Origin of the sequence: Paraburkholderia aromaticivorans, from assembly GCF_012689525.1 — a bacterium.
GTDB classification, from domain to species: Bacteria; Pseudomonadota; Gammaproteobacteria; order Burkholderiales; family Burkholderiaceae; genus Paraburkholderia; species Paraburkholderia aromaticivorans_A.
In genome coordinates, this window is the sequence record NZ_CP051515.1 from 1,359,612 (window position 1) to 1,373,183 (window position 13,572).

Genomic DNA, 13,572 nt, shown 5'->3' on the forward strand with positions numbered 1-13,572 from the left:
ATGGATGAGGATAAAAAGCGCAACTGGGACGTCTGGCTTGCGGCGCTTGCACCAGTGATCACGGTTGCAGGCATTCTGGTCGGCGTCTGGCAATTTAACGCCGGGGAACGGAACCGCGTTGTTCTCGAAAACGAACTTCTGACGAAGAAAGATGAGATTGAATTTCATCGCAAGCTGTGGCTTGAAAAGCTGGACACATACCGATCTATCGTTACTCTCGCGGGGAAAATAGCTGCTGCTACAGATTCAGGCCATGTCGACCAGAAGAACTTCAACGTCTTGATCTCACAGTTGGTAGCGGCCTACTGGGGGCAAAGTATTTTTGTAGAGGACAGTGATGTGGCCGACGCCTTGGGGGATTTTTATCGGGCGGCAGACTCTTATCGATCGGGTTGGTCGGGAACCGGTCAGTCCAAAGACAGCAAGCCGCTTAAGATCAAGGCCGACAGGCTGGCGCAGGCCTGCAAGGCATCAATAGCCCGGGATGCACCTCCCGGCGGAGCCGGGAAATGATTCGTCGCATTGTGTTTTTTGCGATAGTGTTGACTGCGATGGTCATCCCCGGCGCAAGGCTCTGGGCCCAGCAGGCTTTCCAGGTGTTCTTTCTTGCGGCGGGGTCTTCCTACTATTTTCTGCCGGCAAAGGCTGGCGAGCACGGATTTGAGAACCTGACTGGGGCGAATTCAAGTGCACGACGCGTGTCACAGATACTTCTCCAGCACGGGGCGATGTCGGGCGTTACGTTGGTTTCGGCCCAGGGCCATTACCTCACGAAGGGGGACTTCTACGCCGCACTGCAGGCTGTCGCCGGCCAGATAAAAACCAGACGTCCGACGAAGCCTCTGCTGGTTGTGTACTTCGCTGGTCACGGTGTCTCCGAAGGCGTCGCGTGGAATCATTTTTCGGTCCCCGGCGATTTTATATATGGGAGTCCAATGGAGAGACTGGACATCGAAGAGCTTGCGAAGCACACCATTTATGCGAGTGAACTGGTCGATACGCTCGAGTCGATGAAAATCCCATTCGTTCTGTTGCTTGACACCTGCTACGACGGAAAGGCGCGATCCTTCGAATCGCCGGTGCTGACCAGCCAGGCTTCACGGAGTCTCGCATCCGTGGCTGCGATCCTCCGGTTCCAGAACGAATTTCATGCTCCGAACCCTGTCATCTTTTCCGCCGAGCCAGGCACGAGGGTGCCTCTGGCGCCTGACCCAGCGAGCCCTGAAACTGATTCGTTGGCCCCGATCGCGCGCCGGCTTTATCTGGTTGACCAGGAGATGAGGAAATCGAACAACAGGCTATCGGTTGCTGACTTTGTCTCCAGGATAACGTCCCCGGAACTGGATGCGCAAACACGCCCACCTGTGACACACGTGAGCGGACCGAACAGCAAAGACATTTTCCTCGGGAAGGCAGTCGTCGATGCAACGCGGAACCAGAATATTCGCCAGGCGACAGGAACAACAGGGGCAATCTGTTGCACGCCTGCCGCATCTGTCGCGTCTCAGGCGGGGTGGAAGCAGGACCACCGGATATGCGGCAGCCTGAAATTCGAAGGACCAACTGGCGAATTCATTAGCGGAGGCCACAAGGTCGACATGTCCAGCTCTAATACCTGGATAAAAGTGAGCGAACCTGACACGCAGAGTATGGAAATCACATTCGACGGGAAAGATGGTTGGGAGCTCGATATCGCGGCACCTATGCATGAAAAACTTGCGACAAAGACGTATCAGCGCGCTCAGAGGTATCCGTTTCAGGACGATGGCAGGCCCGGGCTTTCGCTTTCCGGTTCGAGCCACGCTTGCAATGAAGTTGAGGGTAAATTCACAGTCAACGAGTTGGACCGCGATTCAGCCGGGGAAATTGCGCGTTTGAATATCACTTTCCAGCAGCGCTGTGTGGGCACCCCGCAATTTCTTCAGGGCACTGTTCAGCTAGGCGTCCATTGATAGGGGGGCGTGCGGAAGTCGCAGTGACCTCAAGACAAGTTACCTTTGAACCGCCGCATTCGCACTTTCGAGCGTGTAGCGTATTAGCGGGCGAGGGGTTAGCTGGGGGGGATAGACGGCTACGTGGAAGTCGGCATACGACGCGCGCCCATTTCTCGCCTCCAGTAGCGCGGGCATACGTCGATAGGACCTGGTACATCCTCATAACAGTGGCGCTATTCCTCCAATCCGGACCTGCCGATGTCTGGAAGTTGCCGCTAGGCTGAATGTAGAATCGGCGGAGATGACTGAGGTACCGATTCATTCAGTGCTTTAACGCCGCACTCGGACAGCTCGCGCACAGACTCTTTGAGGTAGATGCCAATCTCGTCAACTTCGTCACGTTGCTCAATCGGGAATTGCGTTCCTTGTGTTGGCCGTCTCCTGCGGAATGTCTCATAGGCCTGCTCGAGTCGCTGACGACCTGCGCCAAACCGGTTTCACGGGTATTCGACAAACAACGCTCCGTTGTTGAAAAGATAGAGCACGGCAACCCGGCTTCTGACGTCATCGAGATATCCAACGCTCGATGTGATTGGTAGGCGCAAAAGCCCATCCGAAAACGTTTCCGTCAAACGGCTTGTTCTCGGGCCTTGCTCTACGACTGTCCTCGCGTTGTCCGACACGAGCGATAGTGGGTCGTTCTCCCATCCGTCCAGGCCGGTGAAAATTAGGACCTTTCGCTCGCAGCATGCGTCTCCGATGATTGGGCGCAACAAATCCGTGTCAGCATAGTAGCGGTCTCCGGCATGCCATCGCAAAGAAAGCAGCCGAGTTAGCACTTCGTTGTCTGACGCCTTGATGAAGGCGTGCGGCAGAGCTCGCTTTTCACCAGCCGCGAGAATTGCCTTCGGCTGCAGATACCATCGTGTCATGAGTGTCTGCACCGCTTGTGCAAGACCGTAGTGGATGTACGCATCCCGAAGAAATTCGGGATAGTCATCGCATAGTTCAGAAAACTGCATGGAATATTCGGGGCTCGGTTTCAGCTCGGGGATACTTACTTCAAATATGCGGTGAACCCACTCGGCGGCGCAGCGCATTTTCGCAAGATGTCTGGAGAGCAGCTCGCGTATGTCCGAAAGGCCGGCACGTGAATTCAGGATGTTGGCCTTGTCAGGGTGGTCCTCGCGGAGCCAAACTTCCAGAGCGGTTGCATCAATGTTCTGCCAGAACTCAACGTTGTTATCCTGATGCAGCTCAAGCAGCGCCTTCGCGTTCTCAAAGAGCTTCAATACGTCGTCTCGCGGTACAAGGGAGTCGGTGTGGTTGAACATGATGTCAGATATCAGTTGGTGTAAGTGGTGAGTGGTTCATGCCCTGATTCAGAACGGGATGTCGTCCATCCAGACATCCAAACTTGGTTTGCCGACCGCAAGACCGGCGATTCGGTTGACCATGAATCGACACGGCAGGATGCCATCCAATGTGGCAGACACGAGGGCAGGGTCCCTACGTGCTTGTTGCTCGAGCAGTTCCGCCTCTTCCAGTCGCTTTTTTCCTAACGTCATCTGACTCCATGGATATTCGACGAAGAGCGCATGCTGTGGAAACACATAAGCCACTGCGAGATGACTGCGCACCTTCTTGAGCAGATTGCGATTCGCAACAATAGGGATGCGTAGCGCTCCACCTGCAAATGCCTCACATGCGACTGGATTCCCGTCAGTGTCTATGCGGAGGATGAGCCTCGAATCGGCGCGCTGCGTGAGTGCGGAAACGTCCAGGTCGCTGCATTTCTCGCAGGGAATTACTAGCACGAACTGCTCGTCGGTAAGTTCTCGAATTTGGTCGGGAAGCGCTTCATATGACACACGGTTGTATGTGCCGAAATGCAGTGGCGTCTCGGTTGGCTGAAAAAGGTCCGGCCAATCAGCAGGGCTGATTCGTGAATGTTGCGCTTGACGGGCGCTATCATGTTTGCGCACCCGAGTTTGATGCCTTCGGCGTTCAATAAGCGTCTGCGCAGCCTTGGATAAGCCAGGATATTTGAGGCAATCAATTGCGAGCTGGCGGTCTGAAGAAGATAGCGTCTCCAGCCCAGCCTCATCGTTCAGGAAGCGAACGCTGGAATCGTATGAGCGATTTGCATATCCTGACGCGCAGTGCATCACGGCGCAGTAATGCATCAGTATCTCGCGAACCAGAGACACATTCTTAGAGTGGTAAGGTTCAGGGTTGTCCCAACCTGTGCCGAAGACCCATTGACCTATCACTTCTACGTCAAGATGCTCGTAGTACTCGACAGTTCCGTCGTCGTGAATATCGATAAGTCGAGCAGAGTCAGCGAGCATCGCTTTCAGGTCACGTGACGGATAATCTGAGCAAAAGTCGTCGAGTGCCCGCATCGCGTCGTCGGTGTAACGATAGCGATACGATTCGCCATCGTCGTTGCTTGTTTCAATAGTTTGTGATTGCATCGTGATGCTGGATTTGAGTTGTTCGGTATTTGTCGTGTAGAACGCGTTTTTAGCTCAGAGACTGACGATTGAACACGACTCCTTGAACGGTCTCGTCAACTCGGCGTATGTCTGTGCGGTAGTGATTCAGCTTCATCCGGCCAAGCACGGCGGCGCGTCGTGCTTCGACGTACGTGCACAGACGCGACCACTGCGCCGGCTCAGCCTTCGGTCCCAGCAATGTGGCTCGCAACCCGTCATCCCTGACCTGTCCAGCGCCGAACATCGCGAGGTCGGGGACCCGGAACAGATGGGAAGCGGCACATGTGAGATCCGTCTGCTTGAGTCTAAGGAAGAAGTTGCCAGCTTTGGCGGGGCGAGATGGTCGACGTCGGGAACGACCCGTTTAATCTTGCTGCTCCCTTCGATTGATAGTCCGATTGTCCAGAACATGTACTCCCTGGTCTTCGGAATTGCTTGTGCGTCTCGCCTCTAGCTCCGCGAATGTCGGATGATTTTTAGACTGCGCGGTCAGGTCACAGATGCAGAGGTCTTCGTAAAGCTCCGGTGTAACGGGGATAGTCTCTAAAATCTTTGAGTCGTCAAACAGGTAGATGACGAGAAGTCTGCCAAGTTCTTGGTGTGGCCGAGCGTAAATCGGATGGAATGGTAGTGAGATTTTCCCATCACGAAGCGCCAGATTGGCTTGGCGTAAGTCGTCAGGTCGAGTCATGACGACAGCGCCGTATCTGGCGTTGCTCGCGGGAAATTCGGCTGCCTTTCTCCCGGGCACCGCCACGATAACGCAGCGCTCGTTCTGCAGGAGGTCCTCCGCTAGCAGAACGTCCTCCGCAAGGGCGTTAAACGAACACGGGTGATTGACCTCCGAAACATACTCTTGGATGAGCCACATCAGTTTCTGGTCAAGGTCGGCGTCGGACAGTTCTTTCTGGTTAACTCGCATTGTTTTCATCGTGTGTCTCGTTTGGAAAAAAGTTAAGCGTTGCCAGCGTGGTGCTGGTTGTTGAGGTGAGTTTTGTACAGAGCTTCGCCGATACGACGGACAAGTGGCACGACTAAGGCGTTACCCATGAGCATCGCTCGCGTGGTGTCGGATACTCCGGTATGAGATGTAAATCCACGAGGAAATCCATTCAGCGCTTCGAGTTCCTCGGGCACGAGGCGTCGAAGCCAACCAGTGGTCTCGCGGATTGCATGTTTTGTCCGCGTCGCGGTGGTCCCGCCTTCGGACGTGATGATTGTTCTTGATGGGCGGTCTAGCGGGTCGGGGAATGCCATCGCCCCTTCGGAATAGGTGTAAGTAAAGCCGTTCACGGTTCGGGGAATGCGCTTCGCTTCTTTGGCAGCGCGCCACTTTTCTTCATCTTCTGACTTGATGTAGAACGCTGTGGGGACTGCACCCGTCTTACTCACGATGTCTGCGAGCGTCAGCGGATGAGCGTGCCCTGTGAATTCGCTGAAATCATCAATGTCGGCTGCGTCGACGGTGAACGTTCTCACGGCGCCGTTAAGCATCAATCCGCAGTTGGCGAACCTCGACTTTCCATTCGAGAGAGGCTGATAATGAAACTGCTCGTCGAACGGGTCCGAGCGCAGGCTCAGGGCAGGTGCCGCGCCATCCAGCGGGTTCCGGGCGATGCAGGGCAGCGCTGCGTTAAGGACCGTGTGCGTGAGCCATCCCGAGGCGTCAGATGCGAGACCTTCGCCTTGCATCTTCTGGTAGGTCTCGGTGGACTTGTGATAAGCGACGATGAACACGCGCCGGCGACGCTGACCGTTCCCGTATTCGGCTGCATTGATGGTGCGCCACTCGACGGCATACCCAAGGGAATGCAGTGTAGAGAGGATGACAGAAAAATCTCGGCCTCGGCACGAAGCGGGACTTGAAAGTAGGCGGTCGACATTTTCAAGAATCAAATACTTGATTGGCTCCGCGTCGTGTACGCGCTGCTGGAGCAGTTTCGCGATTGCCCACCACAAGACGCCTTTTGTTCCTGCGAGACCATTCGATGCTGACAAGGGTTTCGCGACGCTGTAATCTTGGCAGGGAAATCCGCCAACCAGAACGTCTGGGCGCGCGTTCCTTATAGCCTTCACACCTTCGTCCGAGTCAAGTACCTTGAAGATGTCCTCGTTGATATGAACGCCGTCAGGCCAGTGAGCTTGATAAATTTCGCTTGCATGCTGTTTTTTTCTGGAAGGCTCGAATTGATTGCTGAGCACGACCTGGAAGGGGCCGCCGTGTACTGCTTCGAGACCCAAGCGGAATCCTCCTACACCTGCAAATAGCTCAACGACGCGAAGTTCGCCCGTCGGATTAATATTGTCCTGCGCTGACATCCTGTTTCCCGTTGGTGGTGGAAACAGGTACAGCGAACGGGTTTTAGCCTCTTACGAGAAAATTTTGAAACGTTGAACGCTGAACAGGGCGCTTCGAAATTCCCAACTACTGGTGCCAGCCAGCCAGCCAGCGAGCGGTTAGGTGAGGAAGTACGGATCTGATTGGCGCGTTGGGCGACACTTGGGTGTCGAGGTGGTTCGCGGCGTACGAAAAGCATGAAGCTGGTCGGACCTCTTCGTCGGCGTCACTTGTATGGCCGATGGGCCATGTGAACTGACGCAATTCTGCTCGAGCGAGGCTGTCACGGCCGCACCAACGAAACGGCGGACCAAAATGGTCCGCCGCGAATCGTTCATGTACCTTCGCGAGCGCTCGTTACTGAGACGCCTCAACGGCGGCCGAAACACAGCGGGGCACCTCGATATCATGTCCTTAGCTGCAGCCGTTCTTGAGGCTCGCGATCGGTCAAATGGGCCTAGCTGTGGGCCGCCTGCTGGGCGGCCATCGCAGACAATTGCTCAGAAAGATTGCGCCGGGCGATTAGCTGAATAAGTATCCGCCAAAGGGTTGGCGTGGATTCGGCCGCCTAGGTCGATAACTTGCTCTAGCATCGTCGGCTTAATTTGCGTCCCGTCAGGAAGCGAATCTAGACTTTTCTGTGCCAACCAATCCGTCCATGGGCCGTCTGAGATGTAGAGGGTGCTGTGATAACGGGGGTGCACATCCGTGATTCGTCGAAGGTCCGAAAAATGCTCGAACGGGTATTGAACCAGGATGCACTGCTGGTCGAATATGAACAAGACAGGAATGGCGCGCCGGAAACGAAAGAGTGTCGGCCACAACGCGTTGTATTCGCACCAAAAAACCCGACTTACAGACAGTTGAGTTTTGCAGACTTTTCCCGGCCCGGTCTCTTCGGAGAAGAAGCATTCAAGCCCGGGAGCTTCACCCAACGTTGGCGCAGTTTGAAGGCGCTCTTCAGGTAACCTCACTGCAAGGCATTGCCGTTCGCTGACCATTCCGCGAAGCGACTCTGGCAGATCGGCGCGGGAAATCAGATAGCAGGTATGTAGTGCATTCGGGGTATGTCGGATTTTTTCGGCGGCGTCGGACGTCTGGCGAGTTTCTACGATAGCAGTCATCCAATTTCGTTCCGCCGAGGCTTCTGCCGAGCCGCGACGCTTCAGCATGTTTCGAAGGAGCGAGGTCCATGCGGGTACTTCGTCCTCGGCAGTGTCATCGGCGCGCAAAAACTCTGCGATGACCAGCGACGCTGTCGGTTCGTCGGCGCGCAGCACCAGCGCACGGACAGTTTTTCCCATTGCATTCCAGATGTGCTCAACCTGTTCAGCGCAGTGGCGGAATCGGGCAAGTTGGTCGAAGAATGCTCCAGCCTGTCCGGCTGCTAACACCTCGGCTGCCTGCTCGGGCATATCCTCCTGTAACCAGGCTCCGAGGACGGACGTATAAACGTGAGCCCAATGCCTGCTTTCGCGGCCGTCGTCATTTGCGACGAGTTCGCGGCGGATATGCTTGAGTGCCGTTTCCAGCGGTTCGGCCATGTGCGAGTTGAGAGATGCCGACGTGTCATCTATGAGGGTCTTGAGTTGTTCGCCGGTGGGGAATAAACTCTTTGTGCCGAAAGGGAGCGGCTCGCCGAGGTCGCCGACCATTTCGTCCTCTTGATACGGCGTGGCACTGGAGGCGCGTAGGACCCTTCTGAAACAGAGGCGCGCTGAGAGGTCTGCTGGGCGCCAATCACCGTAGTCCAGAGCATATTGGATATCATGAAGTCCGAGATATCCTACGTCCTGCAAATCGGTGCATATTTCCGCTTCGGCGCGCAGATGGTTTTCGAATCTAAGTGGCTCGGCGAGGATGCGAAGTTCCTGATACTGGACGAGTCGCAGCCGAAACCTGTCGAGAAGGTCAAGCCCGCGCAGTTGCTGGATAAGCGACGGATTAATCTGTTCCAGGGTCCAGATGAAAACCTCCGGGATGAGCCGTACTCCTCCGAAGCCAGCAGTGCTGTCCATCTCTGCGAGAAGACCGACGGAGTAAATCAATGATGCTTCGATGGTCATGACGCGTGTACGGGCGATGTTTGTTTCCATGTTTGGCTCCAGGATGTGTTGTGGAACCTGTAGAAACTGGGTTTTAGCCGTTGGTCTGATGTCATGAAGTCCGGTGCTTGGCATGAGTCGATATCTGCGTTTGCCCTGCGACGAAAACGTACGTGTGCAGATTTGCGTGCGGCGTATTGGGCGATAAAGACAGAGATTGTTGCCGTTACGCAGATGGAAACGGTGGACTCGTCGGCTCGCCGCGAATCGGCTGGCGCCTGCCGAAACCCGACAGGCGCCACATCAAACCGACAAGTCGGAGCAGGAGCCTACCGCTCCCGAATGTTCTCACCGTTGGGCATCAACTCCATTCATGCCCATGAACTGCGTTTGCGTGACTGACTGCCGAAAATTCGGGTGCGTGGCAGAATCATTGTTCTAATCAACGAACAAAGCTGGAGACCACGTGATTCAAGGCATTGCCAGATTTTTTACTCAGGTCGTTCATCGCTTCCTGCCTGATCCGCTGATTTTCGCACTGATTCTTACTGCAATCACATTTGCATTAGCACTCGGTTTAACGCCACAGACGTCAACCGACCTCGTGTATATGTGGGGGAGCGGTTTCTGGAATCTGCTCGCCTTCACCATGCAGATGGCGATGATTCTGGTGACGGGCCATGCGCTCGCCACTTCTGGCCCTGTTAAGCGCTTCCTATCTGCACTGGGTGGGGTTGCGAACACGCCAGCGCAGGCGACAATGCTGGTGGCTTTCGTCAGCGCGGTGGCATGTGCGATTAATTGGGGTTTCGGGCTTGTGCTTGGTGCGATGTTTGCCCGAGAAGTGGCGCGGCGTGTCAAAGGTGTCGACTACCGTTTGCTCGTGGCGGCGGCCTACATGGGTTTCCTTACCTGGCACGGCGGTCTGTCCGGCTCGGTTCCCCTCGTGGCCGCTACCAAGGGCAACCCGATGGAGAAAATCATTGGGCTCATCCCGGTTTCCCAGACGCTGTTTACGGGCTACAACGCTTTTGTCACGCTTGCGTTGATTGTCCTGCTGCCGCTTCTGGTACGCGCGATGATGCCGAAGCCCGAAGATGTTGTCGCGATCGACCCCGCGCTCCTCATCGATGAGCCTGTCGCTGTAAGGAAAATCACCCGGCAATCGACGGCAGCAGAGCGCATCGAAGAAAGTCGAACGCTGTCGGTGCTGGTGGCATTGCTCATCGTCGCTTATCTCGTCATCCGCTTCGCAAAGAAGGGGTTTAGCCTCGACATTGATACCGTCAATATCGTGTTTCTTGCCGCCGGCATCCTGCTGCACGGTACGCCAATGGCTTACGCACGTGCCGTCGGTAACGCGGCGCGTGGCACGGCCGGCATCATGATCCAGTTTCCGTTCTATGCAGGCATACAGGCAACGATGGACCATTCGGGGCTGGCTGGTGTCATTACGAACTGGTTTATCACAATCGCAAACGTGCACACTTTCCCGCTTCTGGCTTTCCTGAGTTCGGCGGTCATCAATTTCGCGGTCCCGAGCGGTGGCGGACACTGGGTAGTGCAGGGGCCGTTCGTCATGCCCGCTGCGAAGGCTATAGGCGCAGATCTCGGCAAATCGGCGATGGCAATCGCTTACGGCGAGGCATGGACCAACATGGCGCAACCGTTCTGGGCGCTGCCGGCGTTGGCTATTGCGGGCCTCGGCGTACGGGACATCATGGGGTACTGTGTGACGGCGTTGCTATTTTCCGGCGTAGTGTTTATCGCTGGCCTTTACCTGTTCTGATTCAGGCAGCATGGTCGCTCACCTGTGAGGCTCTCGGCGTAACGATCACGAGCATTATTTAGTCGGCCCTGAACAATTCGTTTCCCGAGCGACCGACGTCACGCCATCATGTCGGCGGCAATGCAGCGGTTAAGGAAAGCCGCGAGAATGAAGACACAAAAAAGCCGCAGCCTCCTCAAGATCATGCGGAGGTTGTGGCCGGCCCCGCACAGTACCGCGTGCATCGCATCTCCGAGCGCGCCTTTGAGCCAGTTCCTATCGAGTTTTCCGTCTGTCTTCATGTGACCGATGGCTGGCTCGATTGCGCTGCGCCGTCTGATCATCGCACGTAGTCCGCGTGTGATGCCCCGCCGCAAACCCGGGTGGTAGATCTTCACGCCGTCGACGGCGACGCCCTTGTAGCCACGGTCGACGATGGCGACTTCCGGCGTGGCGTTGCACAGGATTGCTGCCTGTTCCAGCGCTTCAGCCAGCGTATGACCATCGTACGGATTGCCAGGCATCGAGCGCATGCCAACTACCAGTCCTTCCTTGTGAGTCGTCGTGATCGACACCTTCACGCCGAATTCGTACGGCTTGCGCGCCTTGCCTTTGGCCAGGCATTCGACTTCCGGCGCATGCAGCGCGTACAGCTTGTTCTTGTCCTTCGGCTTCTGCGACAGAATCCGCTTCGTCCTGGCGATCAGCTCCTGCAGCGCAGTACGGCTTGAGTCTGCCACCTGAGCGATCTGCCGCTCAACATCTCGCATGACGCGACCAACGCGCGAACGCAGCGTGCGCAATGCCTTCCTCATGCGCTTGAACTGCTTCGCGTGAGCGTAGCGGCCAATTTGCAACCCAAGACGCGGCGCCTCACGGTTGTAGTTCTGCCGCAGCTTCAGGCCGTGCCGCGCTGCGGCCTTCACCAGATGTTCGCGACACCGCTCGAGCAGCCGCGAATCGGTTGGATGGGAAATCGCCTTCTCCATGACCGTCGTGTCAACGATCACCCGCTTCACGCTCGCGGCCTTAATCACGCCAGCACGTTTTGCTGCTTCAATGGTCTCGGCCAGCAACTCCTCAACGCCGGCTTCGCCCAGTCGCTTCCTCCAACGCGTCAGGCTCGACGGGTCGATCGGCGGCTCCGTCTGCAGGTACGTTTCGCCCGTAAACACCTGCCAGTACGGGTTCTCCACCCATTGCCAGACGACTTCTTCGTCGGACAGATCGAACGCGTGCTGCAAATACAGCAGCCCCGCAATCAGGCGCGGTGAACTCGCCGGTCGACCCTTGTGCGACACGAAGCTCTCGCTCATCAATGCACCCAGCCGTTCCCAGTTGATCAGGTCAGTCAGGCGCACCAATGGATGCTTCAGGTTGATCTGTTCTCGCAGAGGTTGCCGGAAGAAATCTCCCTCCGTCACTGGCGTCTTCGGACCCATCTGCACCTCGTCGAAAAATGCAGGATTCTCGCGTTAATATGCCAGGTTCCTGCAATTCCCACAACCGCATTTCCAGCTCAAAGCCCCATACCGCGAGGCTTTGAACGTTGTTCAGGTCCGACTATTTACTACTGCGACGATTGTCAGGCATGGATTGACAGGGCAAAAAAGCGGAGGCACGCGCCTCCGCAAATTACTTGGATCAAATCGGTTGATCTGTCAATCTTCCGTAGCATCGAGAAGCTGATAGTCATCGAACATCAGCGCAGCTTTTTCCGCCTTCGCTTCGTCACGCGCTTCGTTGGAGCGCTTCCGAACCTGGAAAGTCATAGAAAACGCCCGGTCGATGTCGTTGTGGTAGAAGTACTCGCACAGCCTCGCGTTCGAGTTTTTGAACAACTAGAGAGTGACGAGACGGCCATCGTCTTCGTGCCATATCTCAGGAACGATATCGCTGGAAATGATAACGCGACCTCCTGCGAGAACAAGTGACGTCGCTTTTTTTCCATTTCGCTTGACCTGAACGTATACGCAAAAATATTCGCACTGGATTGGGATGTCTCGTGGCAATAGGTCGTCGACCACGATGACCACACACTTCTCCGAATCGTCGACTGAGTGACCAAACAATTCTGGCAGCGGCACGACAAACATCTGCGGCGAGTCGGGCTCTGCCGCACGACGTTGAACCCATTCGATGAACTCCTCGAGGATGTCCTCTTCGTCAAAGTCCTCTGTTTGTCGTCCGTCAACTAAAACTTCGATTGTCTGCATCATTGACCTTGCAAATTGCAATAACGCGAGGAGTGTCCACCGTCCTTCGGCCGGTATCGGTTGTCCACATTGTCTGCCGGCTGCTCATTGAGTCGGTATTTGAAAGATTCACATTTGTCAGCTACACCCTACGGAATAGGGTGGGCGGACCTTTCGAGTGCCACTATGATGGTTCAACCGCGACCACGATGTGCTCGAACACCTCGATGACCTGTTCATTGCTATGTGCTGGCGCTGCGGCCTCCCGGAGAGTGGAACAGGCACTGCTCTGGGCAACCTGTTGAGCGGCCTGCAGGTCCTCGATGTGTGTAGCCAAAATCGTGTACTCAGTGAACTCAAGGCTGTCCGCAAACATCCACGCAATGAGGAGCTGACCATTCATGTCGGCGCCTGCGGCCTGAATTGTTTGTCCGGATAGGGCCACAGCTCCGCCGGCGAGAACTACACATTCGGTGTCGGTTCCGTCGGGACGCGTTCGAACCGCGACGCAAATCTGCTGCGCAGCGTGGTCAATTTCCCCGGCCGGAATCTCCGGCAATGCAATCACGACGAACTTTTCGTTCGAGCGTGCAGGCGAGCGTTCAGGCATCTCAAGAATCTCAGACCGGGGCACGACGTAAGCGGTCCGGTCCGGGTTGGCTTTGCAGTGCTTGAGGATTGCTGCGGCCAACTCATCCTTGATTCCGGGCGCAGCGCAAAGGCTGTCATACATATCTCATTGTCCTTTCAGTTATAGCTAGCAGCGGTTTGCCGCTGTCGGTCTCTTGTCGTAT

General features: G+C 55.9%; 11 protein-coding genes. 3 read left to right on the plus strand and 8 right to left on the minus strand.

The genetic code is table 11. The features are described 5' to 3' along the window. Positions 1 to 513 carry a hypothetical protein gene (locus HF916_RS18035; RefSeq protein ID WP_168790226.1) on the plus strand — a complete coding sequence of 171 codons (513 nt, stop codon included), beginning with the start codon at positions 1 to 3 and terminating at the stop codon, positions 511 to 513. Then, positions 510 to 1,952 (plus strand): hypothetical protein, encoded by a 1,443-nt coding sequence (locus tag HF916_RS18040; RefSeq protein ID WP_168790227.1) that lies wholly within the window; start codon positions 510 to 512, stop codon positions 1,950 to 1,952. The genes HF916_RS18035 and HF916_RS18040 overlap by 4 nt, the downstream gene beginning before the upstream one ends. Positions 1,953 to 2,431: 479 nt before the next feature. Here the strand turns inward: HF916_RS18040 and HF916_RS18045 are convergent, their stop codons facing one another. From HF916_RS18045 to HF916_RS18065, 5 genes are all read right to left on the minus strand, one after another. Next, positions 2,432 to 3,268 (minus strand): hypothetical protein, encoded by an 837-nt coding sequence (locus tag HF916_RS18045; RefSeq protein ID WP_168790228.1) that lies wholly within the window; start codon positions 3,266 to 3,268, stop codon positions 2,432 to 2,434. A 48-nt stretch (positions 3,269 to 3,316) separates the two neighbouring features. Beyond that, the gene (locus HF916_RS18050) at positions 3,317 to 4,411 is read right to left on the minus strand and encodes a hypothetical protein (protein WP_168790229.1); all 1,095 of its coding nucleotides are present in this window, start codon (positions 4,409 to 4,411) and stop codon (positions 3,317 to 3,319) included. A gap of 385 nt (positions 4,412 to 4,796) precedes the next feature. Next, entirely contained in the window at positions 4,797 to 5,363 is a 567-nt protein-coding gene (locus HF916_RS18055) for a hypothetical protein (RefSeq protein WP_168790230.1), read from the minus strand. Between the two features lie 23 nt (positions 5,364 to 5,386). Next, positions 5,387 to 6,751: a DNA (cytosine-5-)-methyltransferase gene (gene dcm / locus HF916_RS18060; protein WP_168790231.1), complete on the minus strand. Its 1,365-nt coding sequence runs from the start codon at positions 6,749 to 6,751 to the stop codon at positions 5,387 to 5,389. Between the two features lie 519 nt (positions 6,752 to 7,270). Next, the gene (locus tag HF916_RS18065; RefSeq protein ID WP_168790232.1) at positions 7,271 to 8,866 is read right to left on the minus strand and encodes a hypothetical protein; all 1,596 of its coding nucleotides are present in this window, start codon (positions 8,864 to 8,866) and stop codon (positions 7,271 to 7,273) included. A 415-nt stretch (positions 8,867 to 9,281) separates the two neighbouring features. Here HF916_RS18065 and HF916_RS18070 point away from each other — a divergent pair, with 415 nt between their 5' ends. Beyond that, positions 9,282 to 10,604 (plus strand): TIGR00366 family protein, encoded by a 1,323-nt coding sequence (locus tag HF916_RS18070; RefSeq protein ID WP_168790233.1) that lies wholly within the window; start codon positions 9,282 to 9,284, stop codon positions 10,602 to 10,604. A 98-nt stretch (positions 10,605 to 10,702) separates the two neighbouring features. On the opposite strand, the gene HF916_RS18075 is transcribed toward HF916_RS18070, so the two are convergent. The 3 genes from HF916_RS18075 to HF916_RS18085 all read right to left on the minus strand — a co-directional run bounded on the left by HF916_RS18075 (position 10,703) and on the right by HF916_RS18085 (position 13,511). Then, positions 10,703 to 12,025 carry an IS5 family transposase gene (locus tag HF916_RS18075; RefSeq protein ID WP_168790234.1) on the minus strand — a complete coding sequence of 441 codons (1,323 nt, stop codon included), beginning with the start codon at positions 12,023 to 12,025 and terminating at the stop codon, positions 10,703 to 10,705. A gap of 399 nt (positions 12,026 to 12,424) precedes the next feature. After that, positions 12,425 to 12,802 (minus strand): hypothetical protein, encoded by a 378-nt coding sequence (locus HF916_RS18080; RefSeq protein ID WP_168790235.1) that lies wholly within the window; start codon positions 12,800 to 12,802, stop codon positions 12,425 to 12,427. Between the two features lie 160 nt (positions 12,803 to 12,962). Then, positions 12,963 to 13,511, minus strand: coding sequence for a hypothetical protein (locus HF916_RS18085; protein WP_168790236.1), 549 nt, complete (start codon positions 13,509 to 13,511; stop codon positions 12,963 to 12,965). Positions 13,512 to 13,572 lie beyond the last annotated feature (61 nt).

Excerpts from the sequence above, each read along its gene's own strand:
- HF916_RS18035 (WP_168790226.1), top strand. The coding sequence starts at position 1 with ATGGATGAGGATAAAAAGCGCAACTGGGACGTCTGGCTTGCGGCGCTT.
- HF916_RS18040 (WP_168790227.1), top strand. The coding sequence starts at position 510 with ATGATTCGTCGCATTGTGTTTTTTGCGATAGTGTTGACTGCGATGGTC.
- HF916_RS18045 (WP_168790228.1), bottom strand. The coding sequence starts at position 3,268 with ATGTTCAACCACACCGACTCCCTTGTACCGCGAGACGACGTATTGAAG.
- HF916_RS18050 (WP_168790229.1), bottom strand. The coding sequence starts at position 4,411 with ATGCAATCACAAACTATTGAAACAAGCAACGACGATGGCGAATCGTAT.
- HF916_RS18055 (WP_168790230.1), bottom strand. The coding sequence starts at position 5,363 with ATGAAAACAATGCGAGTTAACCAGAAAGAACTGTCCGACGCCGACCTT.
- dcm (WP_168790231.1), bottom strand. The coding sequence starts at position 6,751 with ATGTCAGCGCAGGACAATATTAATCCGACGGGCGAACTTCGCGTCGTT.
- HF916_RS18065 (WP_168790232.1), bottom strand. The coding sequence starts at position 8,866 with ATGGAAACAAACATCGCCCGTACACGCGTCATGACCATCGAAGCATCA.
- HF916_RS18075 (WP_168790234.1), bottom strand. The coding sequence starts at position 12,025 with ATGGGTCCGAAGACGCCAGTGACGGAGGGAGATTTCTTCCGGCAACCT.
- HF916_RS18080 (WP_168790235.1), bottom strand. The coding sequence starts at position 12,802 with ATGATGCAGACAATCGAAGTTTTAGTTGACGGACGACAAACAGAGGAC.
- HF916_RS18085 (WP_168790236.1), bottom strand. The coding sequence starts at position 13,511 with ATGTATGACAGCCTTTGCGCTGCGCCCGGAATCAAGGATGAGTTGGCC.